This window comes from Cupriavidus sp. 96C5-1, assembly GCF_057798855.1.
This window is the reverse complement of record NZ_JBYOJU010000044.1, coordinates 61,773-88,715: the sequence shown is the minus strand read 5'-3', so window position 1 is coordinate 88,715 and position 26,943 is coordinate 61,773. Positions and strand designations below refer to the sequence as shown.

At 65.1% G+C, this 26,943-nt stretch carries 25 protein-coding genes; 20 read left to right on the top strand and 5 right to left on the bottom strand.

Features of this window, described 5'->3' with window-relative positions:
* The 8 genes from AC3FOF_RS34945 to AC3FOF_RS34910 form a co-directional block, all read left to right on the top strand.
* Positions 1-271: hypothetical protein (locus tag AC3FOF_RS34945; RefSeq protein ID WP_488729196.1), on the top strand; the 271-nt coding region annotated here is incomplete at its 5' end.
* Complete coding sequence (locus AC3FOF_RS34940; RefSeq protein WP_276263392.1) at positions 268-750, top strand: tripartite tricarboxylate transporter TctB family protein; 483 nt, start codon at positions 268-270, stop codon at positions 748-750. The genes AC3FOF_RS34945 and AC3FOF_RS34940, both read left to right, overlap by 4 nt.
* Before the next feature lie 5 nt (positions 751-755).
* Entirely contained in the window at positions 756-2,297 is a 1,542-nt protein-coding gene (locus AC3FOF_RS34935; protein ID WP_017225464.1) for a tripartite tricarboxylate transporter permease, read from the top strand.
* A 252-nt stretch (positions 2,298-2,549) separates the two neighbouring features.
* Positions 2,550-3,011, top strand: a complete 462-nt coding sequence (locus AC3FOF_RS34930) for a tripartite tricarboxylate transporter TctB family protein (protein ID WP_017224834.1) — start codon at positions 2,550-2,552, stop codon at positions 3,009-3,011.
* Between the two features lie 18 nt (positions 3,012-3,029).
* The gene (locus AC3FOF_RS34925) at positions 3,030-4,478 is read left to right on the top strand and encodes an MFS transporter (RefSeq protein ID WP_488729195.1); all 1,449 of its coding nucleotides are present in this window, start codon (positions 3,030-3,032) and stop codon (positions 4,476-4,478) included.
* Positions 4,479-5,073: 595 nt separating this feature from the next.
* Positions 5,074-6,384, top strand: a complete 1,311-nt coding sequence (locus AC3FOF_RS34920) for a type II toxin-antitoxin system HipA family toxin (protein WP_017224837.1) — start codon at positions 5,074-5,076, stop codon at positions 6,382-6,384.
* A gap of 669 nt (positions 6,385-7,053) precedes the next feature.
* Entirely contained in the window at positions 7,054-7,536 is a 483-nt protein-coding gene (locus AC3FOF_RS34915) for a tripartite tricarboxylate transporter TctB family protein (protein ID WP_276263392.1), read from the top strand.
* Positions 7,537-7,541: 5 nt separating this feature from the next.
* On the top strand, positions 7,542-9,083 hold the full coding sequence (locus AC3FOF_RS34910) for a tripartite tricarboxylate transporter permease (protein ID WP_017225464.1): 1,542 nt from the start codon (positions 7,542-7,544) through the stop codon (positions 9,081-9,083).
* An 84-nt stretch (positions 9,084-9,167) separates the two neighbouring features.
* Here AC3FOF_RS34910 and AC3FOF_RS34905 read toward each other — a convergent pair whose 3' ends face one another.
* Positions 9,168-10,082, bottom strand: coding sequence for a LysR family transcriptional regulator (locus tag AC3FOF_RS34905; protein ID WP_488729194.1), 915 nt, complete (start codon positions 10,080-10,082; stop codon positions 9,168-9,170).
* Between the two features lie 221 nt (positions 10,083-10,303).
* Between AC3FOF_RS34905 and AC3FOF_RS34900 the strand changes: the two genes are divergently transcribed.
* Positions 10,304-10,876, top strand: coding sequence for a hypothetical protein (locus AC3FOF_RS34900; protein WP_276263394.1), 573 nt, complete (start codon positions 10,304-10,306; stop codon positions 10,874-10,876).
* Between the two features lie 179 nt (positions 10,877-11,055).
* Positions 11,056-11,394, top strand: a complete 339-nt coding sequence (locus AC3FOF_RS34895; protein WP_488729193.1) for a 2TM domain-containing protein — start codon at positions 11,056-11,058, stop codon at positions 11,392-11,394.
* A 25-nt stretch (positions 11,395-11,419) separates the two neighbouring features.
* On the opposite strand, the gene AC3FOF_RS34890 is transcribed toward AC3FOF_RS34895, so the two are convergent.
* Positions 11,420-12,181, bottom strand: a complete 762-nt coding sequence (locus tag AC3FOF_RS34890; RefSeq protein WP_488729192.1) for a LytR/AlgR family response regulator transcription factor — start codon at positions 12,179-12,181, stop codon at positions 11,420-11,422.
* Positions 12,178-13,383: a sensor histidine kinase gene (locus AC3FOF_RS34885; protein WP_488729191.1), complete on the bottom strand. Its 1,206-nt coding sequence runs from the start codon at positions 13,381-13,383 to the stop codon at positions 12,178-12,180. Before AC3FOF_RS34885 ends, AC3FOF_RS34890 begins: the two co-directional genes overlap by 4 nt.
* Positions 13,384-13,529: 146 nt before the next feature.
* Here AC3FOF_RS34885 and AC3FOF_RS34880 point away from each other — a divergent pair, with 146 nt between their 5' ends.
* Positions 13,530-13,868 (top strand): hypothetical protein, encoded by a 339-nt coding sequence (locus AC3FOF_RS34880; protein ID WP_063637372.1) that lies wholly within the window; start codon positions 13,530-13,532, stop codon positions 13,866-13,868.
* Positions 13,869-14,261: 393 nt separating this feature from the next.
* Positions 14,262-15,341, top strand: coding sequence for a fatty acid desaturase family protein (locus tag AC3FOF_RS34875; protein ID WP_017226374.1), 1,080 nt, complete (start codon positions 14,262-14,264; stop codon positions 15,339-15,341).
* A 203-nt stretch (positions 15,342-15,544) separates the two neighbouring features.
* Here AC3FOF_RS34875 and surE read toward each other — a convergent pair whose 3' ends face one another.
* Entirely contained in the window at positions 15,545-16,324 is a 780-nt protein-coding gene (surE, locus tag AC3FOF_RS34870; protein WP_276263397.1) for a 5'/3'-nucleotidase SurE, read from the bottom strand.
* 301 nt (positions 16,325-16,625) lie between these two features.
* Between surE and AC3FOF_RS34865 the strand changes: the two genes are divergently transcribed.
* The 4 genes from AC3FOF_RS34865 to AC3FOF_RS34850 all read left to right on the top strand — a co-directional run bounded on the left by AC3FOF_RS34865 (position 16,626) and on the right by AC3FOF_RS34850 (position 20,789).
* On the top strand, positions 16,626-17,570 hold the full coding sequence (locus tag AC3FOF_RS34865; protein WP_488729190.1) for a DMT family transporter: 945 nt from the start codon (positions 16,626-16,628) through the stop codon (positions 17,568-17,570).
* Entirely contained in the window at positions 17,554-18,393 is an 840-nt protein-coding gene (locus AC3FOF_RS34860; protein WP_488729189.1) for a helix-turn-helix transcriptional regulator, read from the top strand. Before AC3FOF_RS34865 ends, AC3FOF_RS34860 begins: the two co-directional genes overlap by 17 nt.
* 239 nt (positions 18,394-18,632) lie before the next feature.
* Positions 18,633-19,601, top strand: a complete 969-nt coding sequence (locus AC3FOF_RS34855) for a ferritin-like domain-containing protein (protein ID WP_276268349.1) — start codon at positions 18,633-18,635, stop codon at positions 19,599-19,601.
* Between the two features lie 33 nt (positions 19,602-19,634).
* Positions 19,635-20,789 carry a glycosyltransferase gene (locus AC3FOF_RS34850; RefSeq protein ID WP_488729198.1) on the top strand — a complete coding sequence of 385 codons (1,155 nt, stop codon included), beginning with the start codon at positions 19,635-19,637 and terminating at the stop codon, positions 20,787-20,789.
* 25 nt (positions 20,790-20,814) lie between these two features.
* On the opposite strand, the gene hpnA is transcribed toward AC3FOF_RS34850, so the two are convergent.
* Entirely contained in the window at positions 20,815-21,816 is a 1,002-nt protein-coding gene (gene hpnA / locus AC3FOF_RS34845) for a hopanoid-associated sugar epimerase (protein WP_488729188.1), read from the bottom strand.
* Between the two features lie 177 nt (positions 21,817-21,993).
* Between hpnA and ispH the strand changes: the two genes are divergently transcribed.
* The 4 genes from ispH to hpnJ are packed head-to-tail and all read left to right on the top strand — an operon-like array spanning position 21,994 to position 26,933.
* Positions 21,994-22,995 carry a 4-hydroxy-3-methylbut-2-enyl diphosphate reductase gene (gene ispH / locus AC3FOF_RS34840; RefSeq protein ID WP_017225645.1) on the top strand — a complete coding sequence of 334 codons (1,002 nt, stop codon included), beginning with the start codon at positions 21,994-21,996 and terminating at the stop codon, positions 22,993-22,995.
* Between the two features lie 32 nt (positions 22,996-23,027).
* Positions 23,028-24,209 (top strand): adenosyl-hopene transferase HpnH, encoded by a 1,182-nt coding sequence (gene hpnH / locus AC3FOF_RS34835; RefSeq protein ID WP_017225646.1) that lies wholly within the window; start codon positions 23,028-23,030, stop codon positions 24,207-24,209.
* A 20-nt stretch (positions 24,210-24,229) separates the two neighbouring features.
* Entirely contained in the window at positions 24,230-25,495 is a 1,266-nt protein-coding gene (gene hpnI / locus AC3FOF_RS34830) for a bacteriohopanetetrol glucosamine biosynthesis glycosyltransferase HpnI (protein ID WP_276265257.1), read from the top strand.
* A gap of 16 nt (positions 25,496-25,511) precedes the next feature.
* On the top strand, positions 25,512-26,933 hold the full coding sequence (gene hpnJ / locus AC3FOF_RS34825) for a hopanoid biosynthesis associated radical SAM protein HpnJ (RefSeq protein WP_017225516.1): 1,422 nt from the start codon (positions 25,512-25,514) through the stop codon (positions 26,931-26,933).
* Positions 26,934-26,943 lie beyond the last annotated feature (10 nt).

Genomic DNA, 26,943 nt, shown 5'->3' with positions numbered 1-26,943 from the left:
ACCTAGGGATTACATCCATACGCGACATATTTCTTACAAGATCGCGCTTTCGAAAGCAGTTTGGAAGGAGACGGAAAGCCGATTGGAAGACGCCATTTATAGAGTCTCGCCATCCGCTCGCGCCCGCGATCGAAATCGCATTAAAGCAAGCGCGGAACAACAGGAGACGGAGAAACATCCCATGTATCCATACACCAGCACGCGCCACCTCCCAGGTGATGCAACCGCAGTGCGGCCCCGCTTGCCGGGCGCGCCGGAGGACCGGCAATGAGCAGTCCCTCGCGCTTCAAGAAAGACTATTACGGCGGTGCGCTGATGACGCTGATCGGCCTCGCCACGGCAGGCGCCGGCATGCAGTACCACACCGGCACGCTTAGCCACATGGGGCCCGGATTCTTCCCGGTTGCCGTGGGCGTGCTGCTGGCGCTCGTCGGCATCATGATCGCGGTCTCGGCCCGCAACGAACAGCCCGCAAAGGCACAGCCGGCTGGCCATGGCCACGGCCACGGCATGCCCGACCTGCGCGGGTGCGTCTGCATCGTCCTGGGCGTCCTCGCCTTCCTTCTGCTCGGCAAGTACGGCGGCCTGATACCCGCCACCTTCGCCATCGTGTTCATCTCGGCGCTCGGCGACCGGAGCAACACGGTCAAGCAGGCCGCCGTGCTGGCGCTGGCCATGTGCGTGGTCGCCGCGGTGGTGTTCTGGTGGGCGCTGCAATTGCAGTTGCCGCTCTTTGCGTGGGGAGGCTAAGTATCATGACCGCGAATGCTCTGCATGATCTCTGGTTCGGCTTTGGCGTTGCCTTCCAGGGTTCCAATCTGATGTGGTCCTTCTTCGGCGTGCTGATGGGGAACCTGATCGGCGTGCTGCCCGGCATGGGCGCACTGTCGGCCATCTCCATCCTGCTGCCGCTGACCTACGCGATGCACCCGGTACCCGCCATCCTGATGCTGGCCGGTATCTTCTATGGCTCGCAATACGGCGGCGCCATCGGCGCGATCCTGCTCAACCTGCCTTCGCACCCGCCGCATGCCGTCACCTGCCTGGACGGCTACCCGATGACGCGGGCCGGCAAGGGTGGCACGGCCCTGGGCATCACCATGATCTGCTCGTTCTTCGCCGCGTCGGTGGGCATCATCGTGATGATCTTCGCCTCGCCGCTCCTGACGGAAATCTCCTTCAAGTTCGGGCCCACGGAGATCTTCTCCATCATGCTGCTGGGCCTGCTGGCAGGCTCCACCATGTCGCGCGGATCCCCGCTGAAAGGCGTGGCCATGACCCTGTTCGGCCTGATCTGCGGCGTGGTCGGCACCGACGTCAACAGCGGTACCTTCCGCCTCGCCATGGACATCCCCGACCTGAGCGATGGCCTCGAACTGGTGGCCATCGCCATGGGCCTGTTCGGCGTGGCGGACTTCCTGCTCAACGTCAACCGCATGACCGTCGTGACGAGCAAGACCAAGCTGCGGATCCGCGACATGCGGCCCACCTGGGCTGAGCTCAAGACCGCGTTCTGGCCCATGGTCCGCGGCACCGGCGTGGGTACGCTGTTCGGCGCGATGCCCGGCACCGGCCCCACCATCACCACCTTCGTCGCCTATGCGCTGGAGCGCAAGATCTCCAAGACCCCGGAAAAATTCGGCACCGGCATGATCGCGGGTGTCGCCGGACCGGAAGCCTCCGCCCACTCGAAGACCCAGGTGGACTTCATCCCCACCATGAGCCTGGGCATCCCGGGCGACGCGGTGATGGCACTGATCCTCGGCGCGCTGATGATCCAGGGTATCGCCCCCGGCCCGCAGCTGATCAGCGATCACCCGGACATCTTCTGGGGCCTGATCGCCAGCTTCTGGATCGGCAACCTCCTGCTGATCGTACTGAACGTCCCGCTGATCGGCGTGTGGGTCAAACTGCTGCAGGTGCCCTACCGCTACCTGTTCCCCTCCGCCATGTTCTTCATCGTGGTCGGCGTGTTCAGTACGCAGAACAGCCTGTTCCAGATCTGGGAGGTACTGGCCTTTGGCGTGATCGGCGCCCTGCTCATGTGGCTCGAGTTCTCGGTCGCTCCCATCCTGCTCGGCTTCGTCCTCGGCCCGATGGTGGAAGAGAACTTCCGGCGCTCCCTGCTGCTCTCCCGCGGCGACATGATGGTCTTCGTGAACCGCCCGATCAGTTGCGCGTTCATGGTGCTCTCCGCCCTGCTGCTGATCGGCGTCACCTATTCCGCGTTGCGCGCCCGCAGCGGCGGCAACAATCGGATCCAGGTCCCCGAGACCGACCTGGCCGTCAACGAGTAGCCAGCCGGCAGGCCTGCGCGCTGTCCCGCCGGCATCGCCGCCGGCACAACGCGCAGGCGCCGGGCCGGATCCACGCTGTTCGGCAGCCCGGTCGCGAAATTTCTGGCAGCTTGACCAGAAGAAAAATATCGATCAAAAACCTGCGAATCCTCCGGGTGCGTGAAAGCCGTGGCGCCGCAAAGGCTTGCGGCCGTGAACCCGAGCCTGCATGCGGTAAAGCATCGTATTTCATGGATTTTGCGGAGAATCACTTTGCGCATACGCAGCCAAAAGGACTTTGCCTGCGGCCTGATGTTCATCCTGGCCGGTCTGGGCTTTTCCTGGGTCGCACACGGCTATCCCATGGGAAGCGCCGCCAGGATGGGACCGGGATATTTCCCGTTTCTGCTTGGGCTGGTGCTCGCCGTCCTCGGCGCGCTGGTACTGATTGGTTCGCTGTCGAGCAAGGGCAAGGAGGACCACCTGGCCAGCTGGGACCTGAAGACCCTGTTGTGGGTCCTCGGTCCGGTAGTGCTGTTCGGCCTGTTGCTCAAGCCGCTCGGCATGGTGCTGTCAGTGTTCGTGCTGGTGCTGGTCTCGTCGATCGCCAGCCATGATTTCAGCTGGCGAGGCGCGCTGGTCAACGGCGTGGTGCTGGTGCTGATCAGCCTGGGTACCTTCGTGTACGGCATCAACGTCCATATGCCGGTGTGGCCGGCGTTCATCGGCGATTAAGGCACGAAAGCAGGCCCTTTGCCTGCCACCACCCCGTTGCGATCACGAAATCCAATGTCCAAGCAAACCGAGCACTTTCGCATTGTCCCGCTGGTGGTGGCCTGCCCACTCTTCTTGCAGAACCTCGACACGTCCGTCATGGCCACTGCGCTGCCTTCCATTGCGGGCTCGCTTCACGTACAGGTGCTGGACCTCAATCTTGCGATCACGGCTTACCTGTTGAGCCTGGCGATGTTCCTGCCCGCTAGCGGATGGCTGGCAGAGCGCTTCGGGCCCAGGCGGGTCTTCTGCGGGGCAATCGTACTGTTCTCGGTGGGCTCCGCACTGTGCGGCGCGGCGCAGTCCCTGAACGAACTGGTGGCCTGCCGATTGTTGCAAGGCATTGGCGGCGCGATGATGGTGCCGGTGGGACGGCTGATCTTGCTCCGCAGCGTGCCGGCGGCGCGTATGGTGGATGCAATGGTCTGGTTTACCGTGCCCAGTGCGATCGGGCGGATGATGGGCCCGTTCTTTGGCGGCGCCGTGGTCACCATGACTTCCTGGCGATGGATTTTCCTGATCAACATCCCTTTCGGGCTGTTGGGCGTGGCGATGGCGATGTGGTTCGTGGCAAAGGATCAGCCTGCCACCGACGAAGGAGTACGCCTGTTTGACGTGAGAGGCTTCGTTTTCCTGGCCATCGGGCTGGCGGGCGTTCTCGGCGGGCTTCAGACAACGGGGAAAGGCCTTCTTCCCTGGGAAGCCAGCCTCGGCATGGGGTGTGCCGGTATCCTGTCGCTGTGGGCCTATGCCCGGCATAGCCGCGGACGCGCGGAGCCGCTAATTGATTTAGGCATTCTTCGCTTCCCTACCTATCGCGCGGCCGTGCTCGGCGGCTTGCCGCTGCGCATCGCCATAGGGGCATCGCCGTTCCTGCTGCCGCTGATGCTGCAGCTGGGGTTCGGCCTGTCACCGCTCCAGTCCGGACTCCTGACCATGGCCACCGCGCTTGGGTCCCTGAGTACCCGCACCGTCGTCGCGCGCGCCATCCGCGCCGTGGGATTCCGGACGCTTCTCATCTGCTCGGCGCTGCTGACGAGCGTGTTCTATGCCGCCTATGGATTGTTCACGCCGCAAACACCGCATGTCCTGATGTTCTGTGTGATGCTGCTGGGCGGGCTGTGCAACTCCATGGCCATGGTGGCCCTCAATACACTCGGCTACACGGAGATTCCCCGGCAGAGGATGAGCCATGCGACAGCGACGTCGAGCATGGCGCAGCAGTTGTCGGTGAGCCTGGGCGTGGTGATGGGCGCGTCCCTGGTCGCCGCGGTCAGCCTGCTGCACGGCGGCGATCTCGCGCATCTGCAAGCGCGGGATTTCTCGCCGGCCTTCCTTGCCGTCGGCGCCATGACGCTGATCTCGGTCTCGGCGTTCAGGCGGCTGCGCCCGGACGAGGGTGATGAACTGCGGGGAAAATCAAGCTGACTGCCGTGACGGCGCATGCGGCTGTCGGTATGCGAAACAGGGACTTCGCGTTTTCGGATAAGGGGAAGGACTGCCTGGGGGGCGAGACCTCTCGCCAGGAGGCATCCGCGACAAACCGTCTCGAACGAGAAAATCATGCGCTCGCAAGGATTTCTGCTTCCGTACACAGTTCGGCCGCAAAAACCTTGCGCTCACACGGTTTTCGGTCGACATTCCTTGAAACTAACGAAAAACCATGCGTTCGCAAGGTTTTCTTGTGAACAAGCTGCTTTTGACATAAAATACTTGCGTTCACAAGGATTTTTCATGAAAGCACCCATAACAAGTGCCTCAGACTTCTCCGTGCTCGTGAGAGCGGCTCGGAAGGCCCAAAACTTGAGGCAGGACGACGCCGCAGGGGCCAGTGGGGTTAGCGAGAGCTTCATGCTGAAATTGGAGTCCGGAGATGAGAATCTCAACTGGAGCCACCTCTTTCAGGTCCTTCAGTCCCTCGGCATTCACTTGTACGCAGACCTGCCCGATGCCGCGTCAAACCTTGTCGTCGCTGAACGGGAGCGCATGAGGCTGCGCCAAGCGCGTCGGGAGACGGACAGCCGTGACTAAGCGCTCCCTGGTTGCAAGCATTAATGGCATCCCCGTCGGCGAGCTGGACGCGGCAGACGACATCTGGCAGTTCATTTACGACCCTGCCTGGCTTGCCAGCCCGGAGCGGTACGCCCTTAGTCCAGAGCTCCCCCTGCAGCCAGAACCCATTCGGGATGGGAGCACCAAGCGCCATGTGCAGTGGTACTTCGACAATTTGTTGCCCGAGGAAGGGCAACGGACACTGCTGGCAGCCGACGCCAAGGTTAGCGCAGGGGACTCCTTTGCCCTGCTGGAGTACTACGGTGCCGAGTCCGCTGGGTCGGTAACACTGCTGCGCCCCGGTCAAGCCAATCACCTTACCCCGGCGCTGCGACAGCTTTCCCTTGAAGCGCTGGAGGCGCGAATTCAGAATTTGCCGCACGTCCCGCTAACACACAGCGCCATCAAACGCATGTCGCTGGCGGGTGCACAGCACAAACTTGCCGTCGTTTTCCGCGACGGGGCGCTTTTTGAACCTGGCGGCCCGACTCCGTCAACGCACATCCTGAAACCCAACCACCAGGACACGGACGATTACCCCCACTCTGTTATCAACGAGTACTTCGTCCTGAGGTTGGCCGATGCGCTACGGCTGCCGGTCCCGGGAGTCCGCCGGCTTTACGTACCCTCCCCTGTCTATCTGATAGACAGGTTTGACCGAATTGAGGTGACGGGTGAGTGGAAGCGGGTTCACACCCTGGATGCGTGCCAGCTGCTCAGCATGTCCAGTGCCTTCAAGTACTCGAGAGGAAGCGTAGACACGCTGTGCGACCTGGTCGACCGCACTCGCTTCCCGGCGAGTACCCGGATAAACCTGTTTCGCTGGCTTGTGTTCAACCTGCTGATTGGAAACAGCGACGCGCACCTGAAAAATCTCAGTTTTCTAGTCACCACGGAAGGCATAAGCCTGGCGCCTTTCTATGATCTACTGAGCATTGCGGCATATGACACCGGAACTTACGGAAAATCAGGCTGGCCGGCTGGTACCCGCTTGGCCTGGGGCCTTCTGGGCACCGACGCGTTCCATGCCGTCGACAAGGCTCTACTGATCAGCTGCGCGGAAAAGCTAGGCATTTCAGCGAGGACGGCGGAACGCTTTCTGCATCAGATGTGCAAGGACATCCTGCCTGCAGCGGACAACCTGTTGACAGAAATCCGGACCGGGAATGCCAAACTTCGGACCGCCAATCCCGCCCTGGCCCCGGTTCTTGCCGGCGAAGAGAAAATGCTGCGAGTCATACGATTCACCATCATCGCTGACATGGTGAAGCAACTCAGCTGAGCAGGCGCGTGAGTCGCGCCGGGAGGGATGCCCGCCCTTTCCCGCCCTCGTTGTCAATGCATGCCTGGCACGAGAAGCGCACGGGGGTTCTTCTCCGATAGTGCCGGTAGACAAGACGCTCTTGTCCTGACGGATTTCCCCCCTGCTTTTGGCCACGCCCAACCTGGATCACGCGCCGCCTCAACCACGAGATGCGGCGGGCGGTCAGGGACACCATCGAGACGATGCCGGTCGAAGTCGAGCGCAAGCGGCTGCGGGCAACAATGACTGCAATGCAGGTCATTCGAATACGCCGCTGCATGTACTGCGTCCGGCGAGATATAGCACAACGTGATGTAAATGCCGCCGCGTGGGCAGTGCGCCACTTAAGCCTGTTTCCAGCGCATTCCGGCCGATTTTCCTACCTAGGGATTACATCCATACGCGACATATTTCTTACAAGATCGCGCTTTCGAAAGCAGTTTGGAAGGAGACGGAAAGCCGATTGGAAGACGCCATTTATAGAGTCTCGCCATCCGCTCGCGCCCGCGATCGAAATCGCATTAAAGCAAGCGCGGAACAACAGGAGACGGAGAAACATCCCATGTATCCATACACCAGCACGCGCCACCTCCCAGGTGATGCAACCGCAGTGCGGCCCCGCTTGCCGGGCGCGCCGGAGGACCGGCAATGAGCAGTCCCTCGCGCTTCAAGAAAGACTATTACGGCGGTGCGCTGATGACGCTGATCGGCCTCGCCACGGCAGGCGCCGGCATGCAGTACCACACCGGCACGCTTAGCCACATGGGGCCCGGATTCTTCCCGGTTGCCGTGGGCGTGCTGCTGGCGCTCGTCGGCATCATGATCGCGGTCTCGGCCCGCAACGAACAGCCCGCAAAGGCACAGCCGGCTGGCCATGGCCACGGCCACGGCATGCCCGACCTGCGCGGGTGCGTCTGCATCGTCCTGGGCGTCCTCGCCTTCCTTCTGCTCGGCAAGTACGGCGGCCTGATACCCGCCACCTTCGCCATCGTGTTCATCTCGGCGCTCGGCGACCGGAGCAACACGGTCAAGCAGGCCGCCGTGCTGGCGCTGGCCATGTGCGTGGTCGCCGCGGTGGTGTTCTGGTGGGCGCTGCAATTGCAGTTGCCGCTCTTTGCGTGGGGAGGCTAAGTATCATGACCGCGAATGCTCTGCATGATCTCTGGTTCGGCTTTGGCGTTGCCTTCCAGGGTTCCAATCTGATGTGGTCCTTCTTCGGCGTGCTGATGGGGAACCTGATCGGCGTGCTGCCCGGCATGGGCGCACTGTCGGCCATCTCCATCCTGCTGCCGCTGACCTACGCGATGCACCCGGTACCCGCCATCCTGATGCTGGCCGGTATCTTCTATGGCTCGCAATACGGCGGCGCCATCGGCGCGATCCTGCTCAACCTGCCTTCGCACCCGCCGCATGCCGTCACCTGCCTGGACGGCTACCCGATGACGCGGGCCGGCAAGGGTGGCACGGCCCTGGGCATCACCATGATCTGCTCGTTCTTCGCCGCGTCGGTGGGCATCATCGTGATGATCTTCGCCTCGCCGCTCCTGACGGAAATCTCCTTCAAGTTCGGGCCCACGGAGATCTTCTCCATCATGCTGCTGGGCCTGCTGGCAGGCTCCACCATGTCGCGCGGATCCCCGCTGAAAGGCGTGGCCATGACCCTGTTCGGCCTGATCTGCGGCGTGGTCGGCACCGACGTCAACAGCGGTACCTTCCGCCTCGCCATGGACATCCCCGACCTGAGCGATGGCCTCGAACTGGTGGCCATCGCCATGGGCCTGTTCGGCGTGGCGGACTTCCTGCTCAACGTCAACCGCATGACCGTCGTGACGAGCAAGACCAAGCTGCGGATCCGCGACATGCGGCCCACCTGGGCTGAGCTCAAGACCGCGTTCTGGCCCATGGTCCGCGGCACCGGCGTGGGTACGCTGTTCGGCGCGATGCCCGGCACCGGCCCCACCATCACCACCTTCGTCGCCTATGCGCTGGAGCGCAAGATCTCCAAGACCCCGGAAAAATTCGGCACCGGCATGATCGCGGGTGTCGCCGGACCGGAAGCCTCCGCCCACTCGAAGACCCAGGTGGACTTCATCCCCACCATGAGCCTGGGCATCCCGGGCGACGCGGTGATGGCACTGATCCTCGGCGCGCTGATGATCCAGGGTATCGCCCCCGGCCCGCAGCTGATCAGCGATCACCCGGACATCTTCTGGGGCCTGATCGCCAGCTTCTGGATCGGCAACCTCCTGCTGATCGTACTGAACGTCCCGCTGATCGGCGTGTGGGTCAAACTGCTGCAGGTGCCCTACCGCTACCTGTTCCCCTCCGCCATGTTCTTCATCGTGGTCGGCGTGTTCAGTACGCAGAACAGCCTGTTCCAGATCTGGGAGGTACTGGCCTTTGGCGTGATCGGCGCCCTGCTCATGTGGCTCGAGTTCTCGGTCGCTCCCATCCTGCTCGGCTTCGTCCTCGGCCCGATGGTGGAAGAGAACTTCCGGCGCTCCCTGCTGCTCTCCCGCGGCGACATGATGGTCTTCGTGAACCGCCCGATCAGTTGCGCGTTCATGGTGCTCTCCGCCCTGCTGCTGATCGGCGTCACCTATTCCGCGTTGCGCGCCCGCAGCGGCGGCAACAATCGGATCCAGGTCCCCGAGACCGACCTGGCCGTCAACGAGTAGCCAGCCGGCAGGCCTGCGCGCTGTCCCGCCGGCATCGCCGCCGGCACAACGCGCAGGCGCCGGGCCGGATCCACGCTGCCGTGACTACCCTGGGAAAGGGTAATCCGCGTCGAACGCCGCGAAGCGCGCCTGCAGGAATTCGATCAGGCGGCGCTGCCGGTAAGACGGAAACCGGCTTTGCAGGAACACCAGCTGCAGCGGCACGCTGTCCTGGTACCAGCCGGGAAACAGCAGCACCAGGCGGCCGGCGCTCACGTCGGCCGCCACATCGAACCAGCTCTTGAACGCGATGCCATGGCCCGCCAGGGCCCAGTCGCGCACCACGGCGCCATCGTCGCTGGTGCGGCGCCCGCTCGCTTCCACCTCCAGCCGCGCCTGCCGTGAGCGAAACGGCCAACGCATGCGCGCCTGCCCGCCCGGCGCCAGGCACAGCATCTGGTGCTGCGCCAGCGCCTCCGGCGAAACCGGCATGCCACAGCGCGCCAGATACGCCGGCGCGGCCACCGCCACGCGCCGCGTCAGGGCAAGCTGCCTGCGCACCAGCCCCGAATCCTCCAGCCAGCCCACCCGCACCGCCAGGTCGACATTGCTGCGATAAAGATCGGCGAGCGTATCGCCGATGGACAGCTCAAGCAAAAGCTGCGCATGCGCCAGCAGGAAATCGTCCAGCCAGCCGCGCAACAAGGTGCGCCCCAGGTCCGCCGGCGCGGACAGCCGCAAGGGCCCTGCCAGTTCCTCCCGCTGCTCCGCCAGCGCGCCTTCGCCCTCCTCCAGCGCCGCCAGGGCCTTGCGCGCGGCGTCCAGGAACACACGCCCCTCCTCGGTCAGCCGCATGCGGCGTGTGGTGCGGGCGAACAGCCGCGCGCTCAGGCGCTGCTCCAGCCGGATCAGCGCGGCGCTGGCCGTGGCCGCCGTCCTGTCCAGCTCGCGCGCGGCGGCGGAAAGGTTTTCCAGCTCGGCGGTGCGGACGAAGAGTTTCAGGTCGTCTAGGGAGTACATTCAATTTAAGTTTGATGATCTGCAACCAGAAGCCGCAATTATCAAACTGGAACAGCCTTCCAGCAAGCCAACGCTGGCAGATCCCACTACCTATCCACTTTGCGCTATAACACCGACTCGATATACGGTGGGGTTGGTGCTTCGGCGCAGCACGGGATCTGCCGGCTGATGGTTTCCCGGCGATTCTCGCGGCAGCAAAGCGCGCCGCCAGGCAACGGGCCATGGCGGATCGACGCAAAGCACACGGCTACAACAACGGGGAACGCATGATGTACTGGAACGATTTCGAACAAAACCTCCAGGTCGAGCAGACCGTCTTCGACCTGACGCGCCAGTCGCTGGCATCGATAGCGCAGTCGTCTCTGGGCGACGAGAAATTTCACTGCTTCGCCTTCAATGTGGGCGCGGCCGACGGATCCATCATGCTCAGCCTGGCGACACAGGCGGACCGGCGCGAAGGGAAACTGTATCCGCCGGAATGGGACTACGAAGTCGTGGAGAGCGACGTGCCCGAGATTGCCTCGCTCTGGAGAGCAGGCTACGCCGCGGTGGAAACCGCCTATGCACAGCAGGTGGAGGACTTCGGCGACGACTTCGACGCGCTCGACGCCTTCGAGGAAGGTTTCCTGCAGAGCCTGCGCCGTGTGATGGTCCGCCTGGAACAAAGCAACGCATTCGCCGTCATCGGCGCGGATGACGGGCTCTGGACCCTGGTCACCCAGATCGACGCGGACACCGACGAGGAAGAGCGTTTGCTCGATGCCGTTCGACGCGGCGAAGACTGTTCGGGCTAGGCCGCCGCCTCCCCCGTGGTGGAGGATATCGCTGTCGGCGCCGCCAGCCCGCGGATGTTGGCGAACGCCTTCCGGCCACTGGCGACGCTTTCCGGTCGATCCGGCGCGTCGCCATGGCCTGGCGCCGATCCGGCGCGCACAGTTCGGCTATCCCCTTCCCTTTCGTCACGTGGCAAACGATGAGAAACGATCCGAACAGACTTCCCTCCGACGATCAGGCCGGCCCCGAAGCGCAGGCCTATTGGCGCGCGTACCGCCTGGTCAAGGCCTTGCGCGGGTGGTACATCCACCTGGCGGTCTATCTCTGCGTCAACGCCTTCCTGTGGCTGCGATACTTCTTTCTGCCGACGCAGAACTGGTCCCGCCATCACCTGGACGGCTGGCCCTGGCCCCTGGCAACGACGCTGGCCTGGGGGCTGGCGCTGAGCCTGCACGGCCTCTCGGTCCGGTTCCGGCTCAGCGGGCGGGGACGGGAGTGGGAAGAGCGCAAGATCCGCGAGTTCATGGGACGAGACTGAAGCAGCGGCCCAAAATACCCGCGCCTTACATCTGCCTGAACCGGTACATGTAGGCCCGGGACACCGGCAATTCGTCCGCGCTGCCGTGGAGCAGGACAAACAGGCGGCCGGTGCCGTCCCGCCGCGTGCCCGCCACGTGGTTCATGTTGACGATGGTCGACCGATGGATCTGCCAGAACCACTCGGCGTCGAGATTGTCCGCCAGTTCGGCCAGCGGCGTGCGGATCAGGTGCTCGCCATCGCGGGTATTGACGACGGTGTACTTGTCGTCGCTCTGGAAGTACAGCACATCCTGAACCGGCACATGGCTGGTCGTATCCCCCCGGCTCGCCCGCACCCAGCGCAGCGGCTCGCTCGCCTTGGCGCCGCCGAGCCTGCGCGTCAGCTGGCTCAGGAGCCGGGCCAGTTCGGGCGCGGGCGCGGCCTCGTCGAAGGCTTTGCGCAAACGCTCGACAGAGCGGCCGAGACGCTCGTCGGTCACCGGTTTGACCAGGTAGTCGACCGCCTCCCGCTCGAATGCCTCCAGCGCATACTGATCGTAAGCCGTGACGAACACCACTCTGGTGTCGGTTTCCAGCCCCTGCGCCACCTCCAGCCCGGACAGGCCAGGCATCTTGATGTCAAGGAAAGCCACGCTGGGCGACAGCCGGGCAATGGCCTGCGCCGCCTGCAAGCCGTTGGATGCCTCGGCCAGTACCTGCATTTCCGGCCACAGGCGCGCCAGTTTGGCGCGCAGGTGCGCGCGCAGATGCTCTTCGTCGTCGGCGATCACCGCGGTCGGGGTCATGGCGCATCTCCGTTCAGGTCGTGTGGAAGCGTGGAAGCACGGAAAAGCGGCAGGTCGATCAGCACGGCCGTACCAGGGGAGCGCTCTTCGATCCGCACCTGCGCATCGCCGTCATACAGGACGGCGAGCCGTTCGCGCAGGTTGGAAAGCCCGACGCCCGAGCCATCGGAGGGCTTGAAGCCCAGGCCGTTGTCCTCGACGCAGGCCAGCATCCGCGCACTGTTGCGCTGCAACCGCACCGTCAGCCGGCCCCCCTCGATCTTGGGCTCCAGGCCATGCTTGATGGCATTCTCGACCACGGGCTGCAACAGCATCGGCGCGAGGGGCGCGTTGGCCAGTGCGGGATCGATGTCGATCGTGTAATGCAACCGGTCGCCCATGCGGATCTTGATCACCTCGAGGTAATCGTTGAGCAGCGCGGCCTCTTGGGCCACGGTGCCCTGAGCCGAACGGCTCGCCGTCAGCGATGCCCGCAGATAGGCGATGAAATGCTCCAGCATCAGCGTTGCGCGGTTCGGCGAGGACTCGATCAGGCTCACCACGTTTGCCAGCGTATTGAACAGGAAATGCGGTTCGATCTGGGCTTGCAGCAAGCGCATCTGCGCCTCGACCAGTTGTTTCTCGGTCGACAGTACACGAACCCGGTCGCGCGCCAGCAACTCGGCGATCTTGCGCTCCTCCCATTGCCGGCCGAGCAGACCGATCCGGGTCCAGACCATCAGGCCATGCACCGTCAGGCCAAAGCCCCAGGCTATCAACGGACCGGCGAACCAATGGCGATGGGGTGCCGTCGCCAGGTTGATGACAAGCAGGATCGCATTGATCGCCACGTAGAGGATGGCGTGCCGATAGAAACCGCGCAATGCCCGAACGCGCCGCTTTGCATCGTCATAGGCGCGCTGGTCGGCGACGGTACGCCATAGCTGGGTTGGGCTCGGCTGCACGGGTGGTGAGGAATCGGGCTCGTGAAGCTGTGAGCTTATCACTGTGGATAGGCCTGGCGCCGTGCCGTGCGCCGGATCGACGGAATTCCGGCGCCAATGGCACGATCTCCGGTCAGCGAGCCGTGGACCGGATCGGCTTCGGGGGCGGCGCGCCGCCCCCAAGCGGAATTGCAGAATAGCGAAATAACGAAATGGCGAAATGGCGAAATGGCACGGATTCAGGGCATACTCGCACTGACAAAAAGAGCAAGGCGCCAAGTCATATCCATATTGGAAAGCATGTCCGCGCTTGACAGGGCCAGAATTCTACAAGGCACCTCTGAATTGCCAGGATCGCAGGGCGGCGTTCCGGATCCTCGATACGCCCGGCCTGCGGAAATCATTGAATTTTGTCGGAGAAAAAGATGCGAGCAACTCGCAAGGAGAGAAGCGCTTTGCCTACCGCCACGACAGTGGAGGGCTTGACGGCCTTGCTGTATCACCTCGCCCACGCCACCTCGCAGGGCCAGCTCGATCCTGACCTGGTACGGAAGCTCGGCAAGCACCTCGGCACCGAGATCGACGATCTGAAGGAAAATGGCATACTGCACGCCGTCCAGCTCACAGGCCTGGCAGAAGCGCTTGCCAAGTTCGACGAGGTAGCCGTCTTCTCCGAAGGCAGCCTTCTGGCAAAAGCGGCATCTCGCCTGCGCGAAGACGATAGCGCGCAAGGCAAGTACGATGATGGCGCCTATACTGCGTGACACCATGCGGCAGTTGCAGATGATTTCGGAAAGATCTGAAATATTGCGATCATTCTGGTAGATTTGAAGTCGAGATACTACGCAGACGCCGTTTTACATTGCCCACAAAGTGAAAAATCAGATTTTTCTCAATCCTATATTCATTGCGTTTAGTGCAAAATCCGGACTTCTCCGCTTTCTCGATTTCCAGCTATCGTGGCTTCCCCGTCGCCGCGGGTGCAAATAGCATCGCACCCGCCGGAACAACTGCACGGTATTCGACGCCGTATCCGCCCCGGTCGCGGCTGACACACCCGTAGTGGATCCGACACGCCCAATCCCATAGCACAGGCGCGATACCGCTCCCGCACCGGCAGCCTCTGCGCGCCTTGCACACACTCCATCGGAAGATTTATGCCCAACCAAGACGGCCGCCTGGCGTTCCCGCCGCGCACCCCGTTCTTCATTGAACTTCAAGCTCGCGTCAATGCGTATTTCGAGCGCAACGGCCTTCGCAAGACAGGCAACCGCCGGCTCTATCTGAAGGCCGCGCTGGCCTACCTGCTATTCGCCGGCGGTTATGCCGGACTGGTGTTCTATGCCGAATCGCTCTTGGGCGCGGTGCTGTTCGCCTTGATGCTGACGCAGGGCATGGTGCTGATCGCCTTCAACGTCATGCACGACGGCGCGCACGGCAGCTTTTCACGGCGTCCCTGGCTGAATCGGCTTGCCGGCGCCTCGATGGACCTGCTCGGCAGCAGCCAGACCCTCTGGCAACAAAAGCACAATATGCTGCACCACACCTATACCAATGTCGCGGGCAAGGATGACGACCTTGAACTCGGCGGACTGATGCGGCTTTCGCCCCGGCAAGCCTGGCGCCCCTGGCATCGCGCGCAGCATCTCTATGCCCCGCTGCTCTACAGTCTCCTGACGCTGTTTCTCGCGGGATTCGGCGATTTCCACAAGCTGCTGACCAATCGGATTTCCGACACGGCGCTGCAAAAACGCGCCTGGTGGGAATTGCCGTACTTCGTGATGACCAAGGCGGCCTACTTTGGCTACGCGCTGGTGATCCCCATGCTATTCCATCCCGCCTGGCAGGTGCTGGTGTGTTTTGTCGGCATTCACCTGCTGCTGGGATTCACCCTGTCGCTGGTCTTCCAGCTGGCGCACACGGTGATGGAGGCAGAGTTTCCCGCCGGCGACGAAAACGGCAGGATGCCCTACGACTGGGCTGAACACCAGTTGCGCACCACCGCGAATTTCGCGGTTGGCAACCGGCTTGTGCAGTTCTATACCGGCGGCCTGAACCAGCAGGTTGAACACCACCTTTTCCACAAGATCTCCCACATCCACTATCCACAACTGGCGGCGATCGTGCGGCGGACTTGCCAGGAGTACGGCATCCCGTATCACGCCAACCGATCGCTGACCAGCGCGATCCGCTCGCATTTCCGCTTCCTCCGGGAGATGGGGCGTGCGGCAGCGTAGCGGTGCGGGTAAAACGAGCGGCCTGCTCGCCACGGCGGGCTGACCGGCGCATGCGCCTCGTCGGTCCCGGATCGGTCTGTGGCCGCAATGCCCTGCCGGCCACCGCATCCAGGGCGAATGCCGGCGCCCCTTGACTGGCCGGGCAGCCGCCGCCGGTTGCAACCGGGGCTATGGCGCTCCTGCGCCTCTGCGAGGTGCTCCGCTTACGACAGGCGCGCCGCCAACTCCCCTGCCGCCTCTTCATCGGTACGTTCGAAGCGCAACGGCGTCACCGAGATACCGCCCCGGCCGACCACCACCGCCTCGCTGTCGTCGCTGTCGGGCTGCTGGCCGCGCGAGAACTGCAGCCAGTGATAGGGAATGCCGCGCGGATCGACATGGGCCCGCACGGCCAGGTCCTTCACCAGGCCGACACCCTGCCGCGTCACGGTCAGCGGGCCGGCCGCTTCGGGCGCTACGTCGGGGAAGTTGACGTTCAGGCAGGCTTGCCGGTTCCAGCCGGCGGCGACCAGGCGCCGGATCGCGCCTGGGGCCAGCGCGCGCGCCGTTTCCCAGCGCACCGCGCTGCGATCGGTGAAAGCCTGGCTCAGCGCAATGGCCGGAATACCCAGCAGCACGCCGGTCATGGCGGCGCCGACGGTGCCGGAGAACACGGTTTCGAGACCGAGGTTGGCACCGCGGTTGATGCCGGACAGGACCAGGCTGGGCGGCGCGTCGGCCATCAGGTGCCGCGCGGCCATGACCACGCAGTCGCCCGGTGTGCCGCTCACGCCGAAGCGGCGCTCGCCCTGCTGGCTGAAGCGCAACGGCGCGTGCAGGCTGAGGGAGTGGGAGGTGCCGCTCTGGTCATGCTCCGGCGCGACTACCCAGACTTCCCGCGCGATCGTTGCCGCCACCGCCTCCAGCACGGCCAGGCCGGGGGCGTCGATGCCGTCGTCGTTGGTCAGAAGCACGCGGTCCAGCAAGGGAAGGAATTCGGACATGGATGAAGGGAGATGGTGGGATGAGGGATGGCGGGGCGTCCCGATGATTGGCAATCCGGCGGCTGGCTTGCGCGGCATGGCGTCGACAACCGACGGCGGAATGGCCACTATAAACCGAAGTCGTGGCAAGGGCCGAACGGCGCCCGGAACCGGCCCGTGAAAGTGGCGATCCGGCTCGCTCGTGCCAACCGCGCGGCGGCAACGGCGCCCCCGGTTGCCGGATTCGCCAAGACACCGCCATGCCGGCCCGCTAGGCTAACGCCCTTGCTTCTCCCCGCGCGCCGCCGGTGCGCCGAACGCCATGCCATCCTCCCGCCCCCGCCCGCCCGCCAGCTTCGCGTGGATTGCGAGCCTCGTCTTCGTCCTGATCTGGTCGACCGGCTTCATCGTCGGCCGGGCTATCGTGCCGGTAGCGCAGCCCAGCCTGTTCCTGCTGGCCCGCTTCGCGCTGGCCGCCTTGCTGTTTGCCGCCGCGGCCGTTGCCGGCGGTGCGCGCTGGCCGGCGCTGCGCGAGGTGCCGCGGCACCTGCTGGCCGGTGCGCTGATGCACGGCAGCTACCTGGGCGGCGGCTACTGGGCCATCGCGCACGGCATGGCGCCTTCGGCCATGGCCTTGCTCGGTGCATTGCAGCCGCTGCTGACTGCGCTGCTGGCGATCCCGCTGCTTGGGGAATTCCCTTCCCGCCAGGGCTGGGGAGGCTTGTTCCTTGGCTCGCTGGGCGTAATACTGGTGGTCGCCCCCGCCACCCTGGCCAGCGCGCCCAGCCCGGTTTCGCCGTGGGTGGTACTGGTGGCGGTGCTGTCGATTCTCTCCATCACCATGGGCACGATCCTGCAGAAGACCAAGATTGCCGCCACCGACCTGCGCGCCAGCTCGGCATGGCAGAACGTCGGCGGCGCGCTGGTGGCGGGCAGCCTGGCCTGGCTGCTGGGCGAGACGCGCTGGCAGCCAGGCGTGACGCTCTGGGCGTCGCTGGCGTGGGCCGCGCTGGTGCTGTCGGGCGCCGGCTCATACCTGCTGTTGCGCATTGTCCGGCGCGGCCAGGCCGCCACCGCCGCCTCGCTGATGTTCCTGGCGCCGCCGCTGGCCGCGCTGCAGGCTTGGCTGCTGTTTGGCGACCGGCTGGGCCCGCTCCAGTTGCTGGGACTGGTGGTGGCCGGCCTAGGGGTCTGGCTGTGCCAGACCGGCCAGGGCCATGCGCACCACGCTGCCGACGGTCGAACCCGCCATGCCAGCGCCCGCTGAACAGGCATTGCCGGCAGCGCCAGGGCCGCTGGTGGAGACGCGCGTCTATCCATCGCAGACGGACTGGCATCGCCACGACTATCACCAGGTCCTGTTCGGCCTGGACGGCGCCAGCGAACTGGAGATCGGCGGCCACCTGCACCGGCTGGAGCCCCGTGGCGGGTTGATCGTGCCAGCCGGCGAGCGCCACGACTTCCTTGGCCTGGAAAACAACCGGCAACTGGTGGTGGACATTCCGCCCGGCTCGCTGGCGCTGCCGGCCGCGCTGATGGGCCGCGCAAGGGCATTTGGCGTCGACGATGCATGGGACACCCATGTACGGCAACTAGCCGCGCTACCGCAAGGGATGCGCCAGGGCGGGTCCCGCCAGCATCACTGGCAGCTGGCTTCCATGCTCGCCTCCGGCCTGGCGCAGGCGCTGGGCCTGGACCGCCGTGGCGAACCGGCCCGCTTCCCGCTGGCACAGGTCGATGCCTACCTGCGCCAGCACCTGGACGCGCCACTGCGCGCCAGCCAGCTCGCGGCCCATTTCGGCTGGAGCACGAGGCGCTTCCACACCCTGTTCTGCGATGCCTTCGGCGACACGCCGCATCGCTACCAGATGCGCCTGCGGCTGGACCAGGCCACGCGCCTGCTGGCGGACCGGAAGCAGGCGCTGGCGGAGATCTCGTTGGCGCTGGGCTTTCCCGACCAGACCACCTTTACCCGCAGCTTCACCCAGCGCTTTGGCATGCCGCCCGGCGCATGGCGGGCCGGACTTGGTTCCGAGGGCGGCAGTTCCCCGCCCGCATCGCGGCAATGCCACGGCTTGATTGAAAGCTGAAGCCCCGCGCTCACGGCGAAGTTCGGCGGCGAAACCAGGCCTGGCGCTCGCCATGCAGCAGCAGCTTTCACTTGATCGATCTTATCCAGCATTTATTACTGTCATCAACCCTCACTTCAGAAACAATTACTGACCCCGTCCTGCCCCCCGCCCGCGCGTGCCGTGACGCTTGTCCGGCACGCGCGGGGGTGCCGGTCACGCTAGAATTACCCCCGGACCACCAACCGTCAGGGGGCAGGATGTCAGACGCACTCGCCGCACCCGGCCGGACTGGCCAGCCGAGCGCCGAAGCCAGGGCAACCGCCGTGGCCGCAGCCATCGCGCAAGCCGCCGTCGACCAGGCCGACCATGCCATGCGCAACTGGACCGACCCCGAACCCGGGCCGGTCCGCATCGGCTCGCCGCAGCACTTGCGCATGTTCTGCAATATGCTGCTGCAAACCCACAACCCCTACAAGCCGGCCGTCATCGACTGGCCCAGGCTCGACCCCGAAGCCCGGCAACGGGTGACCTCCCTGCCGATCTGGGACATCGCGGTGCAGACCGAAGGGCGCGCCTCCGTGCGCGTGCAGTCCTTTGCCGATACCGTGGCCGATCCGCTGCTGCGCAGCGCGCTGGAGATGGATGGCGGCGAAGAGGCGCGGCACAAGGTGGTCCTGTCGAAACTGGTGGAGGCCTATGGCATCGCCCTGGCACCCGAACCCGAATACCGTCCGCCCGATGACCTGGAATGGGGCTGGCTGGTCACCGGCTACAGCGAGTGCATCGATAGTTTCTTTGCCTTTGGCCTGTTCGCCGCGGCCAGGCGCTCAGGCTTCTTTCCCGCCGAACTGGTGGAAACCTTCGAGCCGGTCATCCAGGAGGAAGGCCGGCACATCCTGTTCTTCGTCAACTGGGCCGCCTGGTATCGCCGCAACCTCCCCTGGTGGCGGCGCCCGCTGTATGCGCTCAAGGTGATGCGGGTGTGGCTCTTCCTGGTCTGGGAGCGCATCGGCATTGCCCGCGGCATCGATGCCGATGGCGCCGCGCAAGATGCCAACTTCGCCATGACCGGCTCGGAAGCACTCGGCAGCACCCTCTCCGCGCGCGGCATGATCGACCTGTGCCTGGCCGAGAACGAGCGCCGCATGGCCGGCTACGACCCGCGCCTGCTGCGTCCCGAAACCGTGCCGAGGCTGGCCCGGTTTGCCCGGCGCCTGCTGCGCTGACCTCCCCCGTTTCCTAACCTGACCTACCCTGCCCTGGAGTTTTTCGAGATGTTCCTGTTGTCCCTGATCCCGCTCGCCATCTGGTGCGTGCTGCTGGCCGGCCGCGCCGGCTTCTGGCGCGTGCGCAAGCCCGGCCCCGCCCCCGCTCCGGCGCAATGGCCGGAGGTGGTCGCCATCATTCCTGCCCGCAACGAAGCGGACGTGATCGGCGGCGCGGTGACCAGCGTGCTGGGCCAGGACTATCCCGCGCCGCTGCGCCTGGTGGTGGTCGACGACCATAGCACTGACGGCACCGCCGAAATCGCACGCGGCGCCGCGGCTGCCCTGGGCAAGGCGGACTCGCTGGCCGTGATTGCCGCGCGTGAACTGCCGCCCGGCTGGAGCGGCAAGGTCTGGGCCCAGTCGGAAGGACTGGAAGCGGCTGGCCAGTTGGCGCCGGACGCCGCCTGGGTGTGGCTGACGGATGCCGACATCCAGCACGGCAGCGGCGTGCTGGCGCAGCAGGTGGCGCGCGCGGAATACGAGCGGCGGGACCTGGTCTCGCTGATGGTGCGGCTGCGCTGCGCCTCCTGGTGGGAACGCATGATCGTGCCGGCTTTTGTGTTCTTCTTTGCCAAGCTCTACCCGTTCGCGCGCGTCAACGACCCGCGCAGCGGCGTGGCCGCGGCCGCCGGCGGCTGCATGCTGGCGCGGCGCACGGCGCTGGCCCGCATCGGCGGATTTGCCGCGATCCGCGGCGAGCTGATCGACGACTGCAGCCTGGCGGCCTGCATCAAGCAAGGGGGCTCGATCCGCCTGGATCTGGCCGACGACAGCATCTCCATGCGTCCCTACGATGACTGGCGCAGCCTGTGGGACATGATTGCCCGCAGCGCCTATACCCAGCTGCGCTATTCGCCGCTACTGCTGGCCGGCGCGGTGGCCGGCATGGTACTGACCTACCTGGCGCCGCCCCTGCTGGCGCTCGCCGGCGGGCTGCGGCTATGGCCGGCATGGGCGGCCTGGCTGGCCATGGCGCTGGCCTACATGCCCATGCTGCGCGAGTACCGCCAGCCGCTCTGGCTGGCACCGTTGCTGCCGCTGACGGCCCTGTTCTACCTCGGCGCCACCGTGGACTCCGCGCGCCGCTACTGGCTGCGCAAAGGCGGGCAATGGAAGGGCCGCGCGCAGGCGCCGCAGCGCGGCTGACCTCCCGTCATGCGGCGGCCGCCCGTCAACCCAGGTAGCCGGCGCCACGAAACCAGTCGAGCGCCTCGCTCAGGCCCTGCTGGTACGGACGCGGCTGGTAGCCGAGCGCCTGGCGGGCCTTCTCCGAACTGAAGAACATCCGGTATTTCGACATCGACAGGCCGTCGGCCGTCAGGAAGGGCTCCTTGCCGGTGACGCGCGCCACGGCCTCCGCCACGAAGGCGAGCGGGTACAGCGGCCAGCGCGGCAGGCGGATGCCAGGCGGGCGCCGGCCGGTCATGGCGGCGATATCGGCCAGCATCTGCTGCAGCGTGACGTCCTGCCCGCCCAGGATGTAGCGCTCGCCGGTCGCGCCGCGCTCCAGCGCGAGCATGTGCCCGGCCGCCACGTCGTCCACATGCACCAGGTTCAGGCCGGTATCGACGAAGGCGGGAATCTTGCCGGTAGCGGCCTCGACGATGATGCGGCCGGTCGGCGTGGGCCGCACATCGCGCGGGCCGATCGGCGTGGAGGGGTTGACGATCACGGCAGGCAACCCGTCGCGGGCCACCATGCGCTCGACCACGCGCTCGGCCAGTACCTTGCTGCGCTTGTAGGCGCCGATGGCTTCATGGTCGCCCATGGCGGCCTCTTCCGTCACCGGCGCCGTGGCGCCCGCCACCCGCAGGGTGGCGACGCTGCTGGTATACACAATGCGCTCCACGCCGCACGCCTGGGCTGCGTCCATCACCGTCTGTGTCCCGGCCACGTTGGTGCGCACGATTTCCTCGGGATCCGGCGCCCACAGCCGGTAGTCCGCCGCCACGTGGAAGAGGTAGCGCGCGCCTTGCAGCGCGTTTGCCATGGCGCGCGCATCGCGCATATCGCCCTCGGCGATCTCCACGGGCAGGCCCTCCAGGTTGCGGCGCGGACTGCCGGCGCGTACCATCGCGCGCACCCGGAACCCGCGTGCCAGCGCCTGCCGCACCACCGCCGAACCGAGAAAACCGGATGCGCCCGTTACTAGTACAGAGTCGCCTGAAGTCATGTTGCCCACCGAAATAACCCTCAAAGTGTTGCTGGCGATTGCCAGGTGCCAGACAAAGGTTGCGGCACGGGTATATAGTAACCACCGTATGACGGGAAAGTGATTCCTGAATATCAACTAAATGCTGTAAGTGCTGTAAATGCTGAACCCGTTGACTGGCTCGGGGGGCCTATCTTTATGCAGGTGATTCTTGCTCAACCCCGTGGTTTCTGTGCCGGTGTGGTGCGTGCGATCGAAATTGTCGACCGCGCCCTGCTCAAGCACGGTGCCCCGGTGTTCGTGCGACATGAAATCGTGCACAACAAGCACGTGGTAGAAGGGTTGCGGGTCAAAGGTGCGCGCTTCGTCGAAGAACTGGACGAAGTGCCGACCGGCGCTGTCACCATCTTCAGCGCCCATGGCGTGTCCAAGGACGTTGAGAGCGACGCTCGCACCCGCCAGCTGCACCCGATCGACGCGACCTGCCCGCTCGTCATCAAGGTCCATACCCAGGGCAGGCAATATGCCGCCAGCGGGCGCACCGTCATCCTGATCGGCCATGCGGGCCATCCGGAGGTCGAAGGGACCATGGGACAGATTCCCGGCAAGGTGATCCTGGTGCAAAGCGAGGCCGAGGTCGCCCAGCTCGACCTGCCCGATGACACCCCCGTGGCCTATGTCACGCAGACCACGCTGAGCGTGGACGATACCCGTAATATAATTGCGGCCCTGAGCCGGCGCTTCGCCAACCTGGTGGGACCGGACACGCGGGATATCTGCTATGCCACGCAAAACCGGCAGAGCGCTGTGCGTGAACTGTCCAAGCGGGTGGAAGTGATCCTTGTGATCGGCGCCACCAATAGTTCCAACTCCAACCGGCTGCGCGAGATCGGCACGGAGAGCGGTGTGCCCAGTTACCTGATCGCGGACGGCAGCGAGCTGAACCCCGAGTGGGTGCGCGGCGTCGACGTGGTGGGAATCACAGCCGGCGCTTCCGCGCCCGAGGAGATGGTCAAGGACGTGATCGCCACGCTGCGCCGTCTCGGCCCGGTGGAGGTTTCCACCATGGAAGGCCGCGAGGAGCACGCCGAATTCCGCCTGCCGGCCGAGCTGGCCGATCCGTTGCCGCGCAAACAGGCAGCCGGGACGGCCGAAGTCGAGGCCGTGCCGCAACCGGACCCGCAAACCGCCGCTGGCTGACGCCCGGCCGCCCCATAACGAGGAAGTACATTTTGGCCATTCCCTTTCTGCAGGTCGCCCGCGTGGGCGCCTACGTAGTCAAGCAGCATATGTCGGGCAACAAGCGCTACCCGCTGGCGCTGATGCTCGAACCGCTGTTCCGCTGCAACCTGGCCTGCAACGGCTGCGGCAAGATCGACTACCCGGACCCCATCCTGAACCAGCGCCTCTCGGTCGAGGAATGCCTGGGCGCGGTCGATGAATGCGGCGCGCCGGTGGTTTCCATCGCCGGCGGCGAGCCGCTGCTGCACAAGGACATGCCCACCATCGTCAAGGGCATCATTGCACGCCGCAAGTTCGTGTACCTGTGCACCAACGCGCTGCTGATGGAAAAGAAACTGGACCAGTACGAGCCCAGCCCCTACTTCGTCTGGTCGGTGCACCTGGACGGCGACCGCGAGATGCATGACCGCTCGGTGAGCCAGGAAGGCGTGTACGACCGTTGCGTCGAGGCGATCCGCGCGGCCAAGAAGCGTGGCTTCCGCGTCAATATCAATTGCACGCTGTTCAACGATGCCGAGCCCGAACGCGTGGCCCGTTTCTTCGACTCCGTGAAGGGCATGGGCGTGGACGGCATCACCGTCTCGCCGGGCTACGCCTACGAGCGCGCCCCCGACCAGCAGCACTTCCTGAATCGCGGCAAGACCCGCAAGCTGTTCCGCGACATTCTGGAACGCGGCCGCAATGGCAAGAACTGGGCCTTCAGCCAGTCGACCCTGTTCCTGGATTTCCTGGCCGGCAACCAGACCTACAAATGCACCCCCTGGGGCAACCCGGCACGTACCGTGTTCGGCTGGCAGCGTCCGTGCTACCTGGTCGGCGAAGGCTATGTCAGCACCTTCAAGGAACTGATGGAAGGCACCGACTGGGATGCCTACGGCGTCGGCAACTACGAGAAATGCGCCGACTGCATGGTCCATAGCGGCTTTGAGGCCACCGCGGTGGCCGACACCATCGCCCATCCGCTCAAGGCGCTGGGCGTGAGCCTGCGCGGCGTGCGCACCAAGGGCGAAATGGCACCGGATATCGACCTGAGCAAGCAGCGCCCCGCCGATTACGTGTTCTCCAAGCACGTCGAGATCAAGCTCGAGGAAATCGGCCGTGCCAAGTCGTCCAAGCAGGCAGCCAACGATCCGGCCTCGGCAGCACGGCAAGCCGCCGGCGCCAAGCACTGAACCGTTCAAGGCAGACCGACATGGACTGGAGCACGCTTGCGGCAACTTCGCTGGCGTGCCTGTCGGCGGGCTACGCCGTGGCCGCCGCCTGGCTGAGCCGGCGCACGCTGGCGGCGCACCCGGCCGGCAACGTGGCGCCGGGCGACCCGTGCCAGCGGCCGGTAAGCGTACTAAAGCCGCTCTGCGGCGGCGAACCCCGCCTCTACGAAAACCTGGCCAGCCTGTGCCGGCAGCAGCATCCCGCCTACCAGCTGGTATTCGGCGTACGTGCCGCCGACGATCCCGCCATCGCGGTGGTCGAACGCCTTCGCGCCGATTTCCCTGACTGCGACATCGCCCTGGCGGTGGATCCGTGCGTGCACGGCAGCAACCTCAAGGTGAGCAACCTGATCAACCTGCTGCCGCTGGCGCGCCACCCATGGCTGGTCGTGGCCGACAGCGATATTGCGGTGGCGCCGGACTATCTTGCCCGCGTTACCGCGCCCCTGGCGGATGCGGGCGTCGGCGTGGTCACTTGCCTGTACCGCGGCCGGCGGGTGGGTGGCGGCCTCTGGTCCCGGCTGGGCGTGCAGTTTATCGATGCCTGGTTCGTCCCTTCGGTGCGCATTGCCCACGCCGGCGGCTCCCGCCGCTTTGCCTTCGGCGCCACCCTCGCGCTGCGGCGCGAAGCCCTGGACGCAATCGGGAGTTTCGATGTGCTCTCGAACCGGCTTGCCGACGATTTCTGGCTCGGCGAACTGACCCGGCGCAAGGGCCTGGCGACCGTGCTCTCGGATGTCGTGGTGAGCACCGATGTGACCGAATCACACCTTGGCGCACTCTGGTCGCACGAACTGCGCTGGATGCGCACCATCCGCTCGCTCGACCCGCTCGGCTTCGCCTTTATCTTTATCACCTTTACCTGGCCAATGCTGGCGCTCGCCAGCTGGCTGGCGCCGACGCCGGTCGTACTTGGCGCGGCACTGGCGGGCCTGCTGGCACGCAGCCTGCTGGCGCGCAGCGTCGGCGCAATGCTGCTGGCGCCGCTGCGCGACACGCTGCTGCTGGCCGAATGGGCTGCCGCCCTGTCCGGCTCGTACGTGAGCTGGCGCGGCCAGGTATTGCCTGTCAGCGAACGGCCCGAGCGTGCAAGGCCGGCCGGCTCGCGCACGCACCAGCATGCCCCTGCGCCCGCCGGCGCGGGCAACGCCGGCATGGCGCCTCACGCTCTTCCCTTGACAGCAAAAAAAACGGACGACGGCGAATCAGATCGCCAGACGTCCATTTCAACAAATGAAATGGCATGACTATCCAGAGGCCGCTATGAAAACCCTCTTCCTCCAGGTTCCTTCCTTTGACGGCTTCGACGGTGGCGCGGGTTCGCGCTACCAGGCCAAGCGCGAGATCAAGTCGTTCTGGTATCCCACCTGGCTGGCCCAGCCCGCCGCGCTGGTGCCGGACAGCCGCGTGCTGGATGCACCCGCTGACGATCTGGGTGTGCAGGAAACCCTGGACATCGCCGTCGGCTACGACCTGGTCATCATCCACACCAGCACGCCGTCCTTCCCCACCGACGCCAAGTTCGCGGAAGAGCTGAAAGCCCGCAAGCCCGGCGTGCTGATCGGCATGGTCGGCGCCAAGCCGGCGGTCGACCCCAGCGGCACGCTCGGCGCCAGCCCGGCCATCGATTTCGTGTGCCGCGAGGAGTTCGACTACACCTGCCAGGACGTGGCGGCCGGCAAGCCACTCAAGGATATTCCCGGCCTGAGCTATAAGCTCCCCGACGGCTCGCTGGAGCACAACGGCCCGCGCCCGATGATCGAAAACATGGACGAGCTGCCCTTCGTGGCGCCCATCTACAAGCGCGACCTGAAGATCGACAACTACTTCATCGGCTACCTGAAGCACCCCTATGTGTCGATCTACACCGGCCGGGGCTGCCGCTCCAAGTGCACCTTCTGCCTGTGGCCGCAGACGGTGGGCGGGCACCGCTACCGCACGCGCTCGCCGGAAAGCGTGATCGCCGAGGTCAAATGGATCAAGGAGAACATGCCCGAGGTGAAGGAGATCATGTTCGACGACGATACCTTCACGGACTTCAAGCCCCGCGTGGAAGAGATCGCGCGCGGCCTGGGCAAGCTGGGCGTCACCTGGTCCTGCAATGCCAAGGCCAACGTGCCCTACAGCACGCTCAAGATCATGAAGGAGAACGGCCTGCGCCTGCTGCTGGTGGGCTACGAGTCCGGCGACGACCAGATCCTGCTGAACATCAAGAAGGGCCTGCGCACCGATATCGCGCGCCGTTTCACCGAAGACTGCCGCAAGCTCGGCATCATCATCCACGGCACCTTCATCCTTGGCCTGCCGGGCGAAACGCGCGAGACCATCGAGAAGACCATCGCCTACGCCAAGGACATCAACCCGCACACCATCCAGGTCTCGCTGGCGGCGCCCTATCCCGGCACCACGCTGTACCGGCAGGCGGTCGAGAACGGCTGGCTCGAAGACAACAAGGTGATCAACCTGGTCAACGACAAGGGCGTGCAGCTGGCGGCGATCAGCTATCCGCACCTGTCCAAGGAGGAGATCTACCACGGCGTGGAAACGTTCTACAAGCGCTTCTACTTCCGCCCGAGCAAGATCTGGGAGATCGTGCGCGAGATGCTGGGCAGCTGGGACATGATGAAGCGGCGCCTGCGCGAAGGCGTGGAGTTCTTCCGCTTCCTGCGTTCGCACGAGGCCTGATCCTGGCGCT

Coding starts and splice junctions, on each gene's coding strand:
- ispH (WP_017225645.1), top strand. CDS start 21,994: ATGCAGGTGATTCTTGCTCAACCCCGTGGTTTCTGTGCCGGTGTGGTG.
- AC3FOF_RS34875 (WP_017226374.1), top strand. CDS start 14,262: ATGCCCAACCAAGACGGCCGCCTGGCGTTCCCGCCGCGCACCCCGTTC.
- AC3FOF_RS34895 (WP_488729193.1), top strand. CDS start 11,056: ATGAGAAACGATCCGAACAGACTTCCCTCCGACGATCAGGCCGGCCCC.
- AC3FOF_RS34935 (WP_017225464.1), top strand. CDS start 756: ATGACCGCGAATGCTCTGCATGATCTCTGGTTCGGCTTTGGCGTTGCC.
- surE (WP_276263397.1), bottom strand. CDS start 16,324: ATGTCCGAATTCCTTCCCTTGCTGGACCGCGTGCTTCTGACCAACGAC.
- AC3FOF_RS34915 (WP_276263392.1), top strand. CDS start 7,054: ATGAGCAGTCCCTCGCGCTTCAAGAAAGACTATTACGGCGGTGCGCTG.
- AC3FOF_RS34865 (WP_488729190.1), top strand. CDS start 16,626: ATGCCATCCTCCCGCCCCCGCCCGCCCGCCAGCTTCGCGTGGATTGCG.
- AC3FOF_RS34905 (WP_488729194.1), bottom strand. CDS start 10,082: ATGTACTCCCTAGACGACCTGAAACTCTTCGTCCGCACCGCCGAGCTG.
- AC3FOF_RS34940 (WP_276263392.1), top strand. CDS start 268: ATGAGCAGTCCCTCGCGCTTCAAGAAAGACTATTACGGCGGTGCGCTG.
- AC3FOF_RS34900 (WP_276263394.1), top strand. CDS start 10,304: ATGGCGGATCGACGCAAAGCACACGGCTACAACAACGGGGAACGCATG.
- hpnA (WP_488729188.1), bottom strand. CDS start 21,816: ATGACTTCAGGCGACTCTGTACTAGTAACGGGCGCATCCGGTTTTCTC.
- hpnI (WP_276265257.1), top strand. CDS start 24,230: ATGGACTGGAGCACGCTTGCGGCAACTTCGCTGGCGTGCCTGTCGGCG.
- AC3FOF_RS34890 (WP_488729192.1), bottom strand. CDS start 12,181: ATGACCCCGACCGCGGTGATCGCCGACGACGAAGAGCATCTGCGCGCG.
- hpnJ (WP_017225516.1), top strand. CDS start 25,512: ATGAAAACCCTCTTCCTCCAGGTTCCTTCCTTTGACGGCTTCGACGGT.
- AC3FOF_RS34910 (WP_017225464.1), top strand. CDS start 7,542: ATGACCGCGAATGCTCTGCATGATCTCTGGTTCGGCTTTGGCGTTGCC.
- AC3FOF_RS34880 (WP_063637372.1), top strand. CDS start 13,530: ATGCGAGCAACTCGCAAGGAGAGAAGCGCTTTGCCTACCGCCACGACA.
- AC3FOF_RS34860 (WP_488729189.1), top strand. CDS start 17,554: ATGCCAGCGCCCGCTGAACAGGCATTGCCGGCAGCGCCAGGGCCGCTG.
- AC3FOF_RS34855 (WP_276268349.1), top strand. CDS start 18,633: ATGTCAGACGCACTCGCCGCACCCGGCCGGACTGGCCAGCCGAGCGCC.